The sequence below is a fragment of the Streptomyces sp. WG7 genome, assembly GCF_049975785.1.
Taxonomy (GTDB): domain Bacteria; phylum Actinomycetota; class Actinomycetes; order Streptomycetales; family Streptomycetaceae; genus Streptomyces.
The window spans coordinates 106,122-123,556 of record NZ_JBNGGE010000015.1; the positions used below are offsets into that span (position 1 = coordinate 106,122).

At 70.8% G+C, this 17,435-nt stretch carries 14 protein-coding genes and 1 pseudogene; 7 read left to right on the forward strand and 8 right to left on the reverse strand.

The features are described 5' to 3' along the window. Positions 1 to 59 precede the first annotated feature (59 nt). On the forward strand, positions 60 to 3,560 hold the full coding sequence (gene cydD, locus ACP4J0_RS17885; RefSeq protein ID WP_426599697.1) for a thiol reductant ABC exporter subunit CydD: 3,501 nt from the start codon (positions 60 to 62) through the stop codon (positions 3,558 to 3,560). Between the two features lie 524 nt (positions 3,561 to 4,084). After that, positions 4,085 to 5,134, forward strand: coding sequence for a peptidoglycan DD-metalloendopeptidase family protein (locus tag ACP4J0_RS17890; protein ID WP_426599661.1), 1,050 nt, complete (start codon positions 4,085 to 4,087; stop codon positions 5,132 to 5,134). 75 nt (positions 5,135 to 5,209) lie between these two features. Here the strand turns inward: ACP4J0_RS17890 and ACP4J0_RS17895 are convergent, their stop codons facing one another. The 4 genes and pseudogenes from ACP4J0_RS17895 to ACP4J0_RS17910 all read right to left on the reverse strand — a co-directional run. Next, complete coding sequence (locus ACP4J0_RS17895; protein WP_426599662.1) at positions 5,210 to 6,097, reverse strand: HAD family hydrolase; 888 nt, start codon at positions 6,095 to 6,097, stop codon at positions 5,210 to 5,212. A 48-nt stretch (positions 6,098 to 6,145) separates the two neighbouring features. Further along, on the reverse strand, positions 6,146 to 7,051 hold the full coding sequence (locus ACP4J0_RS17900) for an LLM class flavin-dependent oxidoreductase (protein WP_426599663.1): 906 nt from the start codon (positions 7,049 to 7,051) through the stop codon (positions 6,146 to 6,148). A gap of 62 nt (positions 7,052 to 7,113) precedes the next feature. Then, positions 7,114 to 7,554, reverse strand: a complete 441-nt coding sequence (locus ACP4J0_RS17905; RefSeq protein ID WP_426599664.1) for a hypothetical protein — start codon at positions 7,552 to 7,554, stop codon at positions 7,114 to 7,116. Positions 7,555 to 7,824: 270 nt separating this feature from the next. Continuing rightward, a pseudogene (locus ACP4J0_RS17910) lies at positions 7,825 to 8,091 on the reverse strand (SDR family oxidoreductase); the annotation flags it as partial. A gap of 127 nt (positions 8,092 to 8,218) precedes the next feature. Here ACP4J0_RS17910 and ACP4J0_RS17915 point away from each other — a divergent pair. From ACP4J0_RS17915 to ACP4J0_RS17935, 5 genes are all read left to right on the forward strand, one after another. Beyond that, positions 8,219 to 9,193: an ABC transporter ATP-binding protein gene (locus ACP4J0_RS17915; RefSeq protein ID WP_426599665.1), complete on the forward strand. Its 975-nt coding sequence runs from the start codon at positions 8,219 to 8,221 to the stop codon at positions 9,191 to 9,193. Continuing rightward, a complete protein-coding gene (locus tag ACP4J0_RS17920) occupies positions 9,183 to 10,091 on the forward strand; it encodes an ABC transporter permease (RefSeq protein ID WP_426599666.1) in 909 nt (302 codons plus the stop codon). The genes ACP4J0_RS17915 and ACP4J0_RS17920 overlap by 11 nt, the downstream gene beginning before the upstream one ends. Continuing rightward, positions 10,088 to 10,999 carry an ABC transporter ATP-binding protein gene (locus tag ACP4J0_RS17925; RefSeq protein WP_426599667.1) on the forward strand — a complete coding sequence of 304 codons (912 nt, stop codon included), beginning with the start codon at positions 10,088 to 10,090 and terminating at the stop codon, positions 10,997 to 10,999. Before ACP4J0_RS17920 ends, ACP4J0_RS17925 begins: the two co-directional genes overlap by 4 nt. Positions 11,000 to 11,010: 11 nt before the next feature. Further along, on the forward strand, positions 11,011 to 11,730 hold the full coding sequence (locus ACP4J0_RS17930) for an ABC transporter permease (protein WP_426599668.1): 720 nt from the start codon (positions 11,011 to 11,013) through the stop codon (positions 11,728 to 11,730). An 88-nt stretch (positions 11,731 to 11,818) separates the two neighbouring features. Continuing rightward, the gene (locus ACP4J0_RS17935) at positions 11,819 to 12,130 is read left to right on the forward strand and encodes a hypothetical protein (protein WP_426599699.1); all 312 of its coding nucleotides are present in this window, start codon (positions 11,819 to 11,821) and stop codon (positions 12,128 to 12,130) included. 226 nt (positions 12,131 to 12,356) lie between these two features. On the opposite strand, the gene ACP4J0_RS17940 is transcribed toward ACP4J0_RS17935, so the two are convergent. From ACP4J0_RS17940 to efeB, 4 genes are all read right to left on the reverse strand, one after another. Beyond that, complete coding sequence (locus ACP4J0_RS17940) at positions 12,357 to 13,199, reverse strand: HAD family hydrolase (protein WP_426599669.1); 843 nt, start codon at positions 13,197 to 13,199, stop codon at positions 12,357 to 12,359. Beyond that, positions 13,196 to 14,473 (reverse strand): serine--tRNA ligase, encoded by a 1,278-nt coding sequence (gene serS / locus ACP4J0_RS17945; RefSeq protein WP_426599670.1) that lies wholly within the window; start codon positions 14,471 to 14,473, stop codon positions 13,196 to 13,198. The genes ACP4J0_RS17940 and serS overlap by 4 nt, the downstream gene beginning before the upstream one ends. Positions 14,474 to 15,073: 600 nt before the next feature. Beyond that, on the reverse strand, positions 15,074 to 16,006 hold the full coding sequence (pheA, locus tag ACP4J0_RS17950; RefSeq protein ID WP_426599671.1) for a prephenate dehydratase: 933 nt from the start codon (positions 16,004 to 16,006) through the stop codon (positions 15,074 to 15,076). An 81-nt stretch (positions 16,007 to 16,087) separates the two neighbouring features. Then, positions 16,088 to 17,431: an iron uptake transporter deferrochelatase/peroxidase subunit gene (gene efeB, locus ACP4J0_RS17955; RefSeq protein ID WP_426599672.1), complete on the reverse strand. Its 1,344-nt coding sequence runs from the start codon at positions 17,429 to 17,431 to the stop codon at positions 16,088 to 16,090. Between the last annotated feature and the right edge of the window lie 4 nt (positions 17,432 to 17,435).

A 17,435-nucleotide genomic window follows, 5' to 3' on the forward strand; every position in this document is an offset into this window, starting at 1 on the left:
GTGGCACGGCGTCATGTTCCACGTGAAACACACACCCTGGACGGGAGGGCATGTTTCACGTGAAACCCATTGATCCACGTCTGCTGCGGTACGCCCGGGCCACCAGGTTCTTCCTGACGGCGGTCGTCGTCCTGGGCGCCGTCGGCGCCGGTTTGCTCGTCGCCCAGGCGATGCTCATCGCCGAAGTGGTGGTGAGCGCCTTCCAGTCCGGTATGACGGCAGCCGAACTCCGCGCCCCCTTGCTGCTGTTGGTGGCCGTTGCCTGTGGACGAGCGTTGGTCGGATGGCTCACCGAGCTGGCCGCGCACCGGGCGAGCGCGGCAGTGAAGTCCGAGCTGCGAGGCCGCCTGCTGGAGCGGGCCACCGCGCTCGGTCCAGGCTGGCTGAGTGGACAGCGGACCGGGTCGCTCGTGGCGCTGGCCACCCGTGGAGTCGACGCCCTCGACGACTACTTCTCGCGTTATCTGCCGCAGCTGGGCCTCGCGGTGGTCGTACCCGTGGCCGTACTCGCCCGCATCGTCACCGAGGACTGGGTCTCCGCGGCCATCATCGTCGGCACCCTGCCGCTCATCCCGATCTTCATGATGCTGATCGGCTGGGCCACACAGTCCCGGATGGACCGTCAGTGGCAGCTCCTGTCCCGGCTGTCCGGGCACTTCCTGGACGTGGTCGCCGGGCTGCCGACGCTGAAGGTCTTCGGACGGGCCAAGGCGCAGGCCGACTCGATCAAGCGCATCACCGGCGAGTACCGGCAGGCGACCATGCGGACCCTGCGGATCGCCTTCCTGTCGTCCTTCGCCCTGGAACTGCTCGCCACCCTCTCCGTGGCGCTCGTCGCCGTCACCATCGGCATGCGGCTCGTCCACGGCGACATGGCCCTGTACGACGGTCTGGTCGTGCTGGTACTGGCGCCCGAGGCCTATCTGCCACTGCGGCAGGTGGGGGCGCAGTACCACGCGGCGGCCGAGGGACTCGCGGCCGCCGAGGACATCTTCTCGGTGCTGGAGCGGCCCGTACCCGCCTCGGGGACCGGACCGGTGCCGGTGAACGGCGCACTGTCCTTCGAGGACGTGACGGTCCGCTACCCCGGACGTGCCGCGGACGCCGTGACGGACGTGAGCTTCTCCGTCGAACCCGGGGAGACGGTCGCGCTCGTCGGCCCGAGCGGGGCGGGCAAGTCGACGCTTCTCCACACCCTCCTCGGCTTCGTACGCACGGCCGGGGGACGGGTCCGCATCGGGGGAGCCGACCTCACGACCCTCGACCTGGCCCAGTGGCACGCCCGCGTCGCCTGGGTGCCGCAACACCCCCACCTGTACGCCGGGACCATCGCCGAGAACGTACGGCTGGCCCGGCCCGAGGCCGACGACACCGCCGTACGGCGCGCGCTGAGGGACGCGGGCGCGCTGAAGTTCGTGGACGCGCTGCCCGAGGGGACGGGGACGGTGCTCGGGGAGGACGGGGCCGGATTGTCCGCCGGGCAGCGGCAGCGGCTGGCGCTGGCCCGGGCGTTCCTCGCGGACCGGCCGGTGCTGCTGCTCGACGAACCGACGGCCGCCCTGGACGGGGCCACCGAGGCCGAGGTCGTGGCCGCTGTGCGAAGGCTGGCGCAGGGGCGGACGGTGCTGCTGGTGGTACACCGCCCGGCCCTGCTGGAGGTGGCCGACCGGGTGGTACGGCTCGAGGAGCCGGCACCGGCCGCCGCGGCCGGCCGGACCCACGGAACGCCAGCCGCCCGACGCTTCGAGGAGACCCCCGTGGATACTGCGGCGGTTGTCCCCGATGACCTGGTCCCCTCGCCGGAAGCACCCGGCGGTGTCCTCGCCAGGGTGCGGGCGATGTCCGCCGCCCGGCGCGGGCGGCTCGGCCTCGCCCTGCTGCTCAGCAGTCTGGCGCTAGGCAGTGCCGTCGGTCTGATGGCCACCTCCGGGTACCTCATCTCGCGGGCCTCCGAGCAGCCGCCGGTGCTGTACCTGATGGTGGCCGTGACGGCGACGCGCGCCTTCGGTATCGGACGTGCCGTGTTCCGCTATGCCGAGCGGCTCGTGTCGCACGACGCCGTGCTGCGGATGCTGGCCGACACCCGGGTCGCCGTGTACCGGCGACTGGAGCGGCTGGCACCTACGGGACTGCGCCGCACCCGCCGGGGCGACCTGCTGTCCCGGCTCGTCGCGGACGTCGACGCCTTGCAGGACTACTGGTTGCGCTGGTTGCTGCCCGCCGCGTCCGCGGTGGTCGTCTCGGCCGCGTCGGTCGGCTTCACGGCCTGGCTGCTGCCGGAGGCCGGGGTCGTCCTCGCGGTCGGTCTGCTGGTGGCCGGAGCCGGGGTCCCGCTGGTCACCGGCGCCGTGGCACGGCGGGCCGAACGCAGGCTCGCTCCCGCCCGAGGCGTGCTCGCCACCCGGGTGACCGATCTGCTCACCGGCACCGCCGAGCTGACCGTCGCCGGCGCCCTGCCCTCACGGGCCGCCGAGGCGCGCCGGGCCGACGGCACGCTCACCCGGATCGCCTCGCGTGCCGCCACCGCCACCGCGCTGGGGGACGGGCTCACCGCGCTGATCTCCGGTCTGACCGTGGCGGGCGCCGCCTTCACCGGGGTTCACGCCGTCGCCGAAGGCCGGCTCGCGGGTGTGGCCATGGCAGTCGTCGTACTCACCCCGCTGGCCGCCTTCGAGGCCGTACTCGGGCTGCCGCTGGCCGTCCAGTACCGGCAGCGTGTGCACAGGAGTGCCGAGCGGGTGTACGAGGTGCTCGACGCCCCCGAACCGGTAAGGGAGCCGGAGGCACCCAGGCAGGCGCCCGCGTCGCCGTTCCCGGTCGTCCTCAAGGGGCTGACCGCCCGTCACGCAGGGCAGGACCGGCAGGCCCTCGCCGGGGTGGACCTGACTCTGGCCGAGGGCCGGCGTATCGCCGTGGTCGGAGCGTCCGGGGCCGGCAAGACGACGCTGGCCCAGGTGCTGCTGCGGTTCCTCGACGCCGAAGCGGGCTCATACACCCTGGCCGGCGTCGACGCCTACGCCCTGGCTGGCGACGACGTACGGCGGCTCGTCGGGCTGTGCGCCCAGGACTCGCACCTCTTCGACAGCTCGGTGCGCGAGAACCTTCTCCTGGCCAGGAAGGACGCAGCCGAGGGAGAACTGCGCGACGCGCTGGCACGGGCCCGGCTGCTGGAGTGGGCCGACGGCCTGCCCGACGGGCTGGACACGCTGATCGGGGAGCACGGAGCCCGGCTGTCCGGCGGTCAGCGGCAGCGGCTGGCACTCGCCCGGGCGCTGCTCGCCGACTTCCCCGTCCTCGTACTCGACGAGCCGGCGGAGCACCTCGATCTGCCGACCGCCGACGCGCTCACCGCCGATCTCCTGGCCGCGACCGAGGGCCGTACGACACTGCTGATCACACACAGGCTGGTGGGCCTGGACGCCGTGGACGAGGTGATCGTGCTGGACGAGGGCCGCGTCGTGCAGCGGGGGGCGTACGCGGAACTGGCCGCCGTACCGGGGCCGCTGCGGGCGATGGCCGAGCGGGAGGCGGCGTCGGAACTGCTCGTGGGGGCGGAGTGACCCGCAGGCTCGCGCCGCGGCGCACGGACATTCCGCGCGAGATCACCACGCAGTGCCGCTCGGATTCATACCCCCGCACCGGTTCGTCGGGCCGGTCGGCACCGTCGTCGGCGATCCGACCGGCAATCGCCTCATCGCCGCGCTGGGCAAGGCCCTGTCCAACGCCTTACGGCATGCGCACGCGACCCGCATCGAGCTCGCAGCCGGCGCGCCAGCCACCCGGCCGGACGGCCGGCGGGGCATGCGGCTGGACCGTCGCGCACGACGGTGTCCGGACGGCCCCGCGGCCTGCCCAGCCCGAGGGCCGCGCCGAGACCGGCGGCGGCACCGGTCGGATCGGGCCGGGCACCGGGCGGGCGGCGGTGGCGCGATGACGCGGTGGCCGGCACCGTACTGAACTGATCTCTGCCGGAGCCCGGTTGCCCCATGTGCAGCAGCCGTACTGAGCCGAGTGCAGCAACAGGTCCCCCACTCGTACGACCTCGGCAAGACCGCAGGCCCTCATCCGGTCCACGATCACTGTCATGCGCTCACCTCGCCGACATCCGCTGCTCGTTCCGGTGTTGCTGTGCGCGCTCGCCGTGCTCGCGGCCCGTCCCAGCGACGCCGTGGACGAGGACGGTGGCTCCGGCACCGCCTTCGGCGCGGAGGTGGCGAGGCTCTACGAGGAGGCGGCCAAGGCCACCCAGCAGTACGAGGACGGACGGCGCGAGGCAGAAGCCCAGCGGTCGAAGGCCCTGGAGTACGAGTCCCGCCTCGACCGGCAGCGGCAGAAGATCGACGCCATGCACGAGGACCTGGGCCGGATCGCCCGCGCCCAGTACCGCAGCGGCGGTGGGCTCTCGCTCACCGCGCAGGTGGTTCTCGCGGATGACCCCGACGAGCTGATGCGCAGTCAGCGAGCGGTGTCGCGCGTGGATCTTGCCGTCAACAAGGCCATTGAGAAGAGCCTGCGTGCCGAGGCCCGGCTCGCTGCCGACGAGGCCAGGGCGCAGTCGGCCTGGCAGAGGCTGGAGGAACGCAACGCCGGGCTGGCGGAGCTGAAGAAGAGGATCGAGGGCAAGCTGGAGGCGGCGCGGGCGCGGCTCGAGGGACAGGCGGACGCCTCGGTCGCGGCCGGCTCGTGTCCCGGCGCGGTCCGTCTCGACCAGCCGGACGTGCGCCTCGACCGGTCCTGGGTGTCACCGGTGGAGACGTACGACCTGTCGGCGTCGTTCGGCAGCGGTGGGACGCGGTGGGCGAACCGGCACACCGGACAGGACTTCGCGGTGCCGGTGGGAACGCCGGTGCGGTCGGTCGGCACGGGCCGGGTGGTGAAGGTTTCGTGCGGTGGTGCGTTCGGCATCCAGGTCGTGGTCCAGCACGCGGGCGGCTACTACACGCAGTACGCCCATCTGGCCGCTGTCGCCGTCGACCAGGGCGACCGGGTCCGCCCCGGCCAGTGGGTCGGACAGGCGGGTAGCACCGGCAACTCCACCGGACCGCACCTGCACTTCGAGGTACGGGTCACACCGGAGATGGGATCGGCGCTGGACCCGGTGCCGTGGCTGGCGCAGCGCGGGGTGCCGCTATGACGGTGCGGCCGCTCTGACGGTCCAGGCGCCCGGCGAGGCCGGGCACCCCGTGGGACAGGGCTGTGGGACCAGCCGCTAGGGCAGGTCCCGCAGCATCCGCTCGATCACGACCGCCACCCCGTCGTCGTTGTTGGCGACCGTCCGCCCCGACGCGGCGGCGATCACGTCAGGATGCGCGTTGCCCATCGCGTACGAACGTCCTGCCCAGGTGAGCATCTCGACGTCGTTCGGCATGTCACCGAAGGCGACGACCTCTTCGTGCGAGATGCCGCGCTCGGCGCAGTACAGGGCGAGCGTGCTGGCCTTGGAGACGTCCGGCCCGCTGATCTCCAGCAGGGCGCTGGGGCTGGACCGAGTGACGTTGGCCCGGTCGCCGATGGCGAGGCGGGCCAGCGTGAGGAAACCGTCCGGGTCCAGCTCGGGGTGGAAGGCCAGGATCTTGAGAACCGGCTCGGCGGCGGCGCGGCCACCCGGTGCCAGGATCTCCTCGGCGGGCAGGAGGTCGTCGGGGGCCTCCATGTGCATTTTCGGGTACGCCGGCTCCTGGTGGAAGCCGTATGTCTGCTCGACCGCGTACACCGTGCCGGGCGCCGCCTCGCGCAGCAGCCGTACGGCGTCCAGCGCGTTCTCCCGGGCCAGCTCCCGCACCTTCACGAACCGGTGTGCTCCGGGGCCGCCGTGCAGGTCGACCACGGCGGCGCCGTTGCCGCAGATGGCGAGGCCGTGACCGTGCACGTGGGCACTGACGACGTCCATCCAGCGGGCGGGGCGGCCGGTGACGAAGAAGACCTCGATGCCCGCCTTCTCGGCGGCGGCCAGGGCGGCGACCGTACGCGGGGAGACCGACTTGTCGTCGCGCAGCAGGGTGCCGTCGAGATCGGTGGCGATGAGCCGCGGGCGAGTGGCGGCGGCCGGGGGGTCTGGCTGTCGGGTCGCTGAGGTCACCCGGCCATTGTCACGCATATGCCTGCACGACCGTGCGCGAGTCCGCACATATGTGAGCTACGGCTCTCAGCTCTTCAGCTGCGCCAGTGCCTCCATGGCGATCCGCTCGAAGACCTTCTCGTCGGCCGTGAAGTCCGAGTCGGGGATCGGCCAGTGGACGACGAGGTCGGTGAATCCGAGATCCCGGTGACGGCCGGCGAAGTCCACGAACGCGTTCACGGACTCCAGTGGTCGACTGCGGTCGGGAGTGAAGCCGGTGAGCAGGACCTTGTCGAGTTCACTCACCTCCCGTCCGATCGCCGCACAGGCGGCGGCCAGTCCGTCGGCCTGGTCCCGCAGCGCGCGGTCCGACTGCTCGGGGGTGCCGTTCTCGTACAGCTTCGGGTCACCGGTGGTCACCCACGCCTGCCCGTACCGGGCGGCGAGCCGCAGCCCGCGGGGACCGGTCGCGGCCACCGCGAACGGCAGCCGGGGCCGCTGTACACACCCCGGGATGTTGCGCGCCTCGTGCGCCGAGTAGAAGTCGCCCTCGTAGGACACGGCGTCCTCGGTCAGCAACCGGTCGAGCAGCGGAAGGAACTCGGCGAACCGGTCGGCCCGCTCGCGCGGTGTCCACGGCTCCTGGCCGAGCGCGGTGGCGTCGAAGCCCGTGCCACCCGCTCCTATGCCGAGCGTGACCCGGCCGTCGGAGATGTCGTCGAGGGAGATCAGCTCCTTGGCGAGTGTCACGGGGTGCCGGAAGTTCGGCGAGGTCACCAGGGTGCCCAGGCGCAGCCGCTCGGTGACGGCCGCGGCGGCGGTGAGCGTCGGCACGGCACCGAACCACGGTCCGTCCCGGAAGCTCCGCCAGGACAGGTGGTCGTAGGTGTACGCGGTGTGGAATCCGAGCTGCTCGGCACGCGTCCAGCTCGAACGGCCGCCCTCGTGCCAGCGGCGGTGCGGAAGGATCACGGTGCTCAGACGCAGGCTCATGCATCCGAGCCTATTGCGCCCGAACCGGTTTCACGTGAAACGTCCACCGGCCTCGCCATGCGTCACCGTACGCGACCACTCAGCCACGGGGTGAGGAGGAGCATCGGCACGAACTCCTTGTACGTGCGGTCACCCGGCAGCGGCACGATCAAACGGCGCCCCTTGACGAAGGCGAGGCCGCCGAAGACAGAGCGCAGGAACGCGGGGACGTCGTCACGCGGGATGTCGGGGAACTCCACGTCCTCGACGGTGATCAAGGCGTCGCCCTCGGGAAAGAGCCGGACGCTCACCCGGGGAATCCCGCCGAACTCGGCGAACGCCTCATGGGGGAGGGAACCGTCGACATCGGTGGTCACGCCGACGCCTGCGGCGCTGCGGCGGGAGGTCTGGTCCGCGCCGATGTCTTCGGTGACCTCGATCTCCAGGGCGTACTCCGCGGCGATGGCGCGGAGAGCGGTGACGGCGGCCTGGGTGGTGGGTAGCTGCTCCATGCCACCGATCATGCGGGGTCGGTGTCGAGCGGGGAATCGCAGATACCGCGGCGGCACTCTCCTCGTCAGGCAGACCCCGTTCTCGCTGACGTGGAAGACGGGCCCGTCACGCTGCATGGCAGTGGCATCCAGCTTGACGGTGCGTCTGTCGTACATGTGGTCCTGTCGCATGGAACCAGCGGGCCGAGAGACACGCGTCACGCGATCGAGTTTCCCGCACAGGTTTGATCCACAGCCAAGTGGACTTATCCACAGGTTCTTTGAGGGCCCCTGTGGAAACCAGAGGGACGGCTCTACACGCGTGTTCCCTCTCAACACTCCTGGTGCGAACCGGAACCTCGGATGGGCGCCACGTGCCTCCGGCGTCACCGGGGCCACGACCCTGTTGTGAACGACCGCCTCCAGAACGGCGTCGGCCACCTGCTTCGGCGGGTAGTTGCGCAGTCCGTACAGCCGCGCCGTGCGCCGCCGCTTCTCCCCGTCGGCGTCGACGCCTGCGAAACGCGCCGTGGAGGTGATGCCCGTTGGATCCGGCGTCAACAGGCCGGGATGCGCGGCCCGGGAAGCGGCTTCGTGGCTCTCAGGTACGGCATCCCCTACGGGCCCGTACTACTCGAGTCTGATTCCAAGACGGCTCTCCGGTCTGACGACTCGAGTGGTGGGCGTCACTACTGTCATGGATGTGACTGTGATCGCGACCGAAAGCCTGAGCAAGCGGTTCCCCCGGGTGACCGCGCTCGACCGGCTCTCCGTGGATGTCGGACCCGGTGTGACCGGACTCGTCGGTGCCAACGGCGCCGGCAAGTCCACTCTGATCAAGATCCTGCTGGGTCTGTCTCCCGCCACCGAGGGCCGGGCCGAAGTGCTCGGACTCGATGTCGCCACCAAGGGCGCCGACATCCGCGAGCGGGTCGGCTACATGCCGGAACACGACTGCCTGCCGCCCGACGTCTCGGCCACCGAGTTCGTCGTCCACATGGCACGCATGTCCGGCCTGCCACCCACCGCCGCCCGCGAACGCACGGCCGACACCCTGCGCCACGTCGGTCTGTACGAGGAGCGCTACCGGCCCATCGGCGGCTACTCCACCGGCATGAAGCAGCGTGTGAAGCTCGCGCAGGCGCTCGTCCACGACCCGCAGCTGGTCTTCCTCGACGAACCGACCAACGGTCTCGACCCGGTCGGCCGCGACGAGATGCTCGGCCTCATCCGCCGCATCCACACCGACTTCGGCATATCCGTCCTGGTCACGTCACACCTGCTGGGCGAACTGGAACGCACCTGCGACCACGTCGTCGTCGTTGACGGCGGCAAGCTGCTGCGCTCCAGCTCCACCACGGACTTCACCCAGAGCACGACGACCCTCGCGATCGAGGTCACCGACACAGACGAGCACCCCGACGGCACCCGCGCGGTACGCGACGCCCTCGACGCGCGTGGGGTGACCGTCCAGGACGGCAGCGGTCTGCCCGGCGCAGGCCACGTCCTGCTGCTCACCGCGGCGGGCGAAGAGACCTACGACCTGGTGCGGGACGTCATCGCCGACCTCGGCCTCGGCCTGGTGCGCATGGAACAGCGCCGGCACCACATCTCGGAGGTCTTCACGGACAGCGACGCAGAACGGAAGGAGACAGCCGGCCATGGCAACTGAGCAGCCCGTAGCCCGTGCGACGGGTGACCAGACCCGCATCCACAACATCGGCTACCGCAGCTACGACGGTCCCCGCCTCGGCCGCGCCTACGCCCGCCGCTCGCTGTACTCGCAGTCCCTGCGCGGCGCCTACGGCCTCGGCCGCTCGGCCAAGTCCAAGGTGCTGCCGATGCTGCTGTTCGTGGTGATGTGTCTGCCCGCGGCCATCATGGTCGCCGTCGCCGTCGCGACCAAGGCCGACGAACTGCCCCTGGACTACACGCGCTACGCGATCGTCCTGCAGGCAGTCATCAGCCTCTACGTCGCCTCGCAGGCCCCCCAGTCCGTCTCGCGCGACCTGCGCTTCAAGACCGTGCCGCTGTACTTCTCGCGGCCGATCGAGACCGCCGACTACGTCCGCGCCAAGTACGCGTCGCTGGCCTCGGCCCTGTTCATCCTCACCGCCGCGCCCCTGCTGGTGCTCTACGTGGGCGCGCTGCTCGCCAAACTCGACTTCGCGGACCAGACCAAGGGGTTCGCACAGGGACTCGTCTCCGTGGCACTGCTCTCGCTGCTCTTCGCCGGCCTCGGCCTGGTCGTCGCATCCGTCACCCCGCGCCGTGGCTTCGGCATCGCGGCCGTCATCGCCGTCCTGACCATCACCTACGGCGCGGTCTCCACGCTCCAGGCCATCGCGGACGTCCAGGGCAGCTCCGGGGCCGTCGCCTGGATCGGGCTGTTCTCGCCGATCACCCTCATCGACGGCGTGCAGTCCGCCTTCCTGGGCGCCACCTCGGCCTTCCCCGGCGGGATCGGACCGAGCACCGGCGAGGGCGCGGTCTACGTCCTCGTCACCCTGGGACTCATCGCCGGCGCCTACGGCCTGCTGATGCGCCGCTACACGAAGGTGGGACTGTGACCACGCTGAACATCGACCATGTATCCCGCTGGTTCGGCAACGTGGTCGCCGTCAACGACATCACCATGACGATCGGCCCCGGCGTCACCGGCCTCCTCGGCCCCAACGGCGCGGGAAAGTCCACCCTCATCAACATGATGGGCGGCTTCCTCGCCCCCTCCACCGGCAGCGTCACCCTCGACGGCCAGCCCGTCTGGCGCAACGAGGCCATCTACAAGCACATCGGCATCGTCCCCGAGCGGGAGGCGATGTACGACTTCCTCACCGGCCGGGAGTTCGTCCTCGCCAATGCCGAACTGCACGGCCTCGGCGCCAAGGCGGCCCACGAAGCGCTCGCCACCGTGGAGATGGAGTACGCGCAGGACCGGAAGATCGCCACGTACTCCAAGGGCATGCGGCAGCGGGTGAAGATGGCCTCCGCCCTCGTCCACCAGCCGACGCTGCTCCTGCTCGACGAGCCTTTCAACGGCATGGACCCGCGCCAGCGCATGCAGCTGATGGACCTGCTGCGGCGCATGGGCGACGAAGGCCGCACGGTGCTGTTCTCCTCGCACATCCTCGAAGAGGTGGAACAGCTCGCCTGGCACATCGAGGTCATCGTCGCCGGACGGCACGCGGCCAGCGGCGACTTCCGCAAGATCCGCCGTCTGATGACCGACCGGCCGCACCGCTACCTGGTGCGTTCCAGCGACGACCGGGCCCTCGCGGCAGCGCTGATCGCCGACCCGTCGACGTCCGGCATCGAGGTCGACCTCGCCGAGGGTGCGCTGCGCATCCAGGCCGTCGATTTCGGCCGGTTCACGGCCCTGCTGCCGAAGGTCGCCCGTGACCACGGCATCCGGCTGCTCACGGTCTCGCCGTCCGACGAGTCCCTCGAGTCCGTCTTCTCGTATCTCGTCGCGGCGTAGGAGGCCGAAGAATGTACGACCCCACAGTCGCCAGGCTCACCTACCGAGCCCTGCTCGGCCGTCGCCGGGCCTTCATCCTGGGTGCGCTGCCCCTGCTGCTGCTCGTCATCGCCGTGGCGGTGCGCGCACTCGCCGGAGCCGACGACCAGACGGCGGCGGACGTACTGGGCGGATTCGCCCTCGCCACCATGGTGCCGATCATCGGTGTCATCGCCGGCACCGGAGCCATCGGCCCCGAGATCGACGACGGCTCGGTGGTCTACCTGCTGTCCAAGCCGATCAAGCGGCCGACGATCATCTTCACCAAGCTGATCGTCGCCGTCGCCGTGACGATGGTCTTCTCCGCCATACCTACCCTGCTGGCCGGTCTGATCCTCAACGGCAACGGCCAGCAGATCGCCGTCGCGTACACGATCGCCGCGCTCGTCGCCTCCATCGCCTACGCCGCGCTGTTCCTGCTGCTGGGCACGGTGTCCCGGCACGCGGTGGTCTTCGGCCTCGTCTACGCCCTCGTTTGGGAGGCGCTGTTCGGCTCGCTGGTGCCCGGTGCCCGCACGCTGAGCGTGCAGCAGTGGTCGCTGGCGGTGGCCCAGAAGGTCGCCGACGGGAACCTGGTGACCTCCGACGTCGGTCTGACGACCGCGACGGTGCTGCTGGCCGGGGTGACCGTGCTCGCGACCTGGTACGCAGGTCAGAAGCTGCGGTCGCTGACGCTTGCCGGGGAGGAGTGACCGGACCCGGGTCCTGACGGGGCTTTCACCCCGGCCCGGGCACACTGGGCCGGGGAAGACACGAGGGCACAGGGTGGGAGGGACCGGAATGGCGGACCAGACACCTCGGCACGATGGCTGCGGACAGCCGGAAGGCGGAACCGAAGGCGCCACCGAGAGCACCAGGGACGAAGCCGGTGCCGAACCTGCCACCGAAGCCGCCGACGATGCCTGGGACGGCCTCGTCCTGGACGAGAGGTTCATACGCGACGCCGGGACCTCCGAGCCCTCGGCCCGCGCCCGGATGCTCGCCGCCCGCTGGCGCCACGAGAAGCCGGAGCCGCAACCGTGGCGCTCCGACGAGCCGCCCGCGGGATGGTTCTTCAGCAAGAGCCGACGCCGCAGGTGGCGTCGGCGCTGACGCCGCATACGTCCGCTCTTAATCGGTGGCGCCCGGCTTTCCGTAGCGGCACTGTGGTGGATGCACGAGGCCGGAGGGCGTCGGCGAATCGGGCGGCCGCTTCGAGCACGCGAGACATCTCGCGTGGGCCGGCCGACGGGGACGCCGACGCCCTCCGGGCCGTGGCGTCAGGGCCGCCGTTCCAGCGTCCCGGGGCCGCGGTGACCGCGCCCCGGAGGGGGCGTGGTCAGGACGCCAAACGCTCCAGCACCACCGCGATGCCGTCCTCGTCGTTCGAGGACGTCACCTCGTCGGCCACCGCCTTCAGCTCATCGTGGGCGTTGGCCATCGCCACGCCCTGGGCGGCCCAGCCGAACATCGGGACGTCGTTGGGCATGTCGCCGAACGCGATCGTGTCCGCGGCCTTGAGACCGAGCCGGCGCGCGGCCAGGGACAGGCCGGTGGCCTTGGACAGGCCGAGGGGGAGCAGCTCGACGATGCCCGCGCCGGCCATGGTCACCGTGACGAAACCGCCTGCGGTGCGCCGGGCGGCCTCGGCCAGCTCGTCGTCCGACAGGGTCGGATGCTGGATGTAGATCTTGTTCAGCGGCGCCGACCACACATCGGAGGCATCGGTGAACGGCACGGCCGGAAGGTCGCCGGTGACCGCGTAGCCCGGTCCGACCAGCACGTCACCGTCCAGGCCGTCGCGGCTCGCCGCCAGGTACAGGGGGCCGGTCTCCGCCTCGATCTTGGCCAGTGCCACCCCGGCCAGCTGACGGTCCAGCGTGACCGAGGTCAGCAGCCGGTGCTCCCCGGCGTGGTAGACCTGCGCGCCCTGACCGCAGACGGCCAGCCCGTTGTAGCCGAGGTCGTCGAGGATGTGCCGGGTCCACGGGACCGCGCGGCCGGTGACCACGATGTGGGCCGCGCCCGCCGCGGTGGCCGCGGCGAGCGCCTCACGGGTGCGCTGCGAGACCGAGTCGTCACTGCGCAGCAGTGTGCCGTCGAGATCGGTCGCGATCAGCCGGTAGGGGAAACCCCCGGCGGGCCCGGCGGGGGTCCCTGCGGCGGAGCCTGTGGCAGTCACTTGGACACCGGCTCCAGGACCTCCCGGCCGCCCAGGTACGGGCGCAGCACCTCTGGCACTCGCACCGAACCGTCGGCCTGCTGGTGGTTCTCCAGGATCGCCACGATCGTGCGCGGTACGGCGCACAGTGTGCCGTTGAGCGTGGCCAGCGGGCGTACCTTCTTGTCCTCGCGGACGCGGATCGACAGCCGGCGCGACTGGAACTCGGTGCAGTCCGACGTCGAGGTCAGCTCGCGGTACTTGCCCTGGGTCGGGATCCAGGCCTCGCAGTCGTACTTGCGCGCGGCCGAGGAACCCAGGTCGGCCGAGGCGACGTCGATGACCCGGAACGGCAGCTCCAGCGACGTCAGCCACTGCTTCTCCCACTCCAGCAGGCGCTGGTGCTCGGCCTGCGAGTCCTCGGGGAGGACGTAGGAGAACATCTCGACCTTGTCGAACTGGTGCACGCGGAAGATGCCCTTGGTGTCCTTGCCGTGCGAACCCGCCTCGCGGCGGAAGCAGGGCGAGAAGCCGGCGTAGCGCAGCGGCAGGCGGTCCGCGTCGAGGATCTCGTCCATGTGGTAGGCGGCGAGCGGTACCTCGGACGTGCCGACCAGGTACAGGTCGTCCTTGTCGAGGTGGTAGACGTCCTGGGCGGCCTGGCCGAGGAAGCCGGTGCCGGCCATCGACTGCGGTCGGACCAGCGCCGGGGTCAGCATCGGAGTGAAGCCGGCCGCCGTGGCCTGGGCGATCGCCGCGTTGACCAGGGCGAGTTCCAGGAGCGCGCCGACGCCGGTCAGAAAGTAGAAACGCGAACCGGAGACCTTGGCGCCGCGTTCGACGTCGATGGCACCGAGCAGCTGGCCCAGCTCGAGGTGGTCCCTGGGCTCGAAGCCCTCGGCCGCGAAGTCGCGGTGCGTGCCGTGCGTCTCCAGCGTGACGAAGTCCTCCTCGCCGCCGACGGGGACGTCGGGGTGGACGAGGTTGCCGAGCCGCTGGAGGAGTTCCTGGGTCGCGGCGTCGGCCGCGTCGCGCTCGGCGTCGGCCGCCTTGACGTCGGCGGCGAGCTGGCTCGCCCGCTGCAGCAGCTCGGCCTTCTCGTCTCCGGAGGCCTTGCCGATGAGCTTGCCGAGGCCTTTCTGCTCGGCGCGCAGCTCGTCGAAGCGGATGCCGGACGACCGGCGCCGCTCATCGGCAGACAGGAGGGAGTCGACGAGCGCGACGTCCTCTCCACGGGCACGCTGCGACGCGCGCACACGGTCGGGGTCCTCACGGAGCAGGCGAAGGTCAATCACGCGGTCAAGGCTACCGGTGTGCGGTGACGGGTCTCGACTCACTATTGCCGATCGCGGGTCCTGAGTTCCGTTATGCGGAAGATGTGCCTTGTGCGCATCTTGTTCGCAACCTGTTCCCGCGGTCAATCAGGGGTGTCTCCATACCTGGAACGAGCCAACGGGTGGGCGGCGGTTGACTGGCGGTTGACTGGATTTCCTTGCGGAGAACGGGACTTGTGGAGCTGTTCCGCACCCGTCTGTCCACAGGAATCCCCGGCCCTGGAAAGTTATCCACAGGCTGTGCGAAAGATCTGTGGACTCACGGAAGTGGTCATTCACAATGGCCCGCCATGGCTGTGGTGAGCCGTTCAAACCCTTCACGTCCCCACTTTCGGGTGGAAACGGAGCGCTCAGTGTCACTCCGGAGGATGGGAGGCGAGAAACAGGTGGACGAAAGGTGGCGGAGGTGCCTGTGGCGGAGTGGGGCGCCAAGTAGGACATGTCGACTGAATGCCCTTTCGTTGTCGACTTGTCCCCAGGTCGAGAAGCAGACCTGTGGATAACACCTGTGGATAACGAAAATGTGCAGGTACGACTGGTGGAGCTGGCCGGTTCCGGCCGTCAGAACCGACCGTCCTGGCAGCGTGCGACCCAGTCCGCCGCCGCGACGAACGCCTCGTCCGAGGTGCCCGGCCGTGGTGCTCCCACGTCGGTCGGCTCGACCTCCGCACGTGGATACGAACCCAGGTAGCGCACCTGGAGGCAGGTCCGCTTCAGGCCCATCAGGGCATCGGCCACCCGGCGGTCGGAGATGTGCCCCTCGGCGTCGATGCAGAAGCAGTAGTTGCCGATGCCGGCACCGGTGGGCCGGGACTGCAGCAGCATCAGGTTGACGCCTCGTGTGGCGAACTCGCCCAGCAGGTCGCGCAGGCCGCCGGGGTGGTCGTCGCGCTGCCAGAGCACGATGGACGTCTTGTCCGCGCCGGTCGGTGCCGCGGGCCGGGCGGGACGGCCCACCAGTACGAAGCGTGTCTGGGCGTTCTCCGCGTCGTGGATGTCGGCCTCGAGGACCTCCAGGCCGTAGCGGCCCGCGGCGAACTCGCCGGCGAACGCCGCGTCGTACCGGCCCTCCTGCACCAGGCGGGCGCCGTCCGCGTTGGAGGCGGCCGATTCCCAGGCGGTGTCCGGGAGGTGCTTCCTGATCCAGTTGCGTACCTGGGGCTGGGCGGCCGGGTGGGCGGTGACCGTTTTGATGTCCGACAGTTTGGTGCCGGGGCGGACCAGCAGCGCGAAGGTGATGGACAGCAGCACCTCGCGGTAGATCATCAGCGGCTGGCCGGCGACCAGCTCGTCGAGGGTGGTGGTGATGCCGCCCTCGACGGAGTTCTCGATCGGCACGAACGCGGCCTCGGCCTCGCCGGTGCGCACCGCGTCGAGCGCGGACTGGACTGACACGTACGGGACCAGTTCCCGGGTCGCCGTCTCCGGGAGGGTGCGCAGGGCGACTTCGGTGAAGGTGCCTTCGGGGCCGAGATACGCGTAACTGGCTGGCATGACCTCACCCTAATGGGCCCGGTCAGGCCTGGCTCACGTGTCTGGCGCGACCCGCTCCCCGGGGTGACCCCCGGGCCGGTTTCACCCCTCCAGCAGCCGCTGGCCCACGTATTCTCCGTCGGCCGCCCCGCCGGGTACCGCGAACAGACCGCTCGCCTCGTGCCGGATGAACTGCGAGAGCGCGTCCCCCCGGTCCAGCTTGCGCTGCACCGGTACGAAGCCGCGCAGTGGGTCGGCCTGCCAGCAGATGAAGAGCAGGCCCGCGTCGGGCACGCCGTCCGCGTCGAAGCCGTCGTGGTACGAGAAGGGCCGCCGGACCATGGCCGCGCCGCCGTTCTGGTCGGGGCGGGTGATGCGGGCGTGGGCGTTGATGGGGACGATCAGGTTCCCGGCCTTGTCCGTCTTCTCCAGGTCCATCTCGGTCGTCTCGGTGCCCCCGGTCAGCGGAGCCCCGTCGGACTTCCGGCGGCCGATGACCTCCTCCTGTGCCTTGACGGAGAGCTTCTCCCAGTCGTCGAGGAGCATGCGGATGCGGCGTACGACGGCGTAGGAGCCGTTCGCCATCCATGCGTGGTCCTTGTTCTCGTTCTCTTTGGGGTTCTCGGGCTGCTCGGGGACGAAGATCCGCTGATCGAAGTCGGCGTCGGACGGCTTCGGGTTGCGCGTGCCGTCGACCTGGCCCATGAGGTTGCGGGCGGTCATGGGGTGGGCGGTGGCGCCCGGCGAGCGGTTGAAGCCGTTCATCTGCCAGCGGACGCGGGCGGCCGATCCGGCGTCCTGCTGGACAGCGCGCAGGGCGTGGAAGGCGACCAGGGCGTCGTCGGCGCCGATCTGCACCCACAGGTCGCCGTTGCTGCGGTTCTTGTCGAGGTGGTCGGAGGAGAAGTCGGGCAGCGGGTCGAGGGCGGCCGGTCGCTGCTCGGCCAGGCCGGTCCGGCCGAAGAAGCTGTGCCCGAACCCGAAGGTGACGGTCAGCGAGGAGGGCCCCGCGTCCCGGGCCACGTCCGTGTCACGGGAGCCGGCCGGTTCGCCCGCCATCAGCCGCCGGGCGGTGTCGGACCAGCGGCGCAGCAGCGCGGCGGCCTCCTTGCGGCCGGCGCCCGCCGCCAGGTCGAAGGCGATGAGGTGGCCGCGGGACTGCATGGGGGTGGTGATGCCGGGCTGATGTTTCCCGTGAAACATCACCTGCTCGCTGCCCAGCGAGGTGAGCGGTGTGGCGGCCGGGGAGGACGGCGCGGCGGCGTAGCCCGCGGCGCCGCCGGCCGCGCCGAGTACGAGCCCGGTGGCACCGGCGGTGCCGAGCAGCCGCCGCCGCGAGATGCCCTCGCGGGCGGTGGTGCTCGCCGAGTCGAGGGGCCCGGGCCCGCCGGGCGACCCGTGGGCCGTCTCGGGGGTGCGGGCCTCGGGGGTGGACTGGTCAGCCATGGTG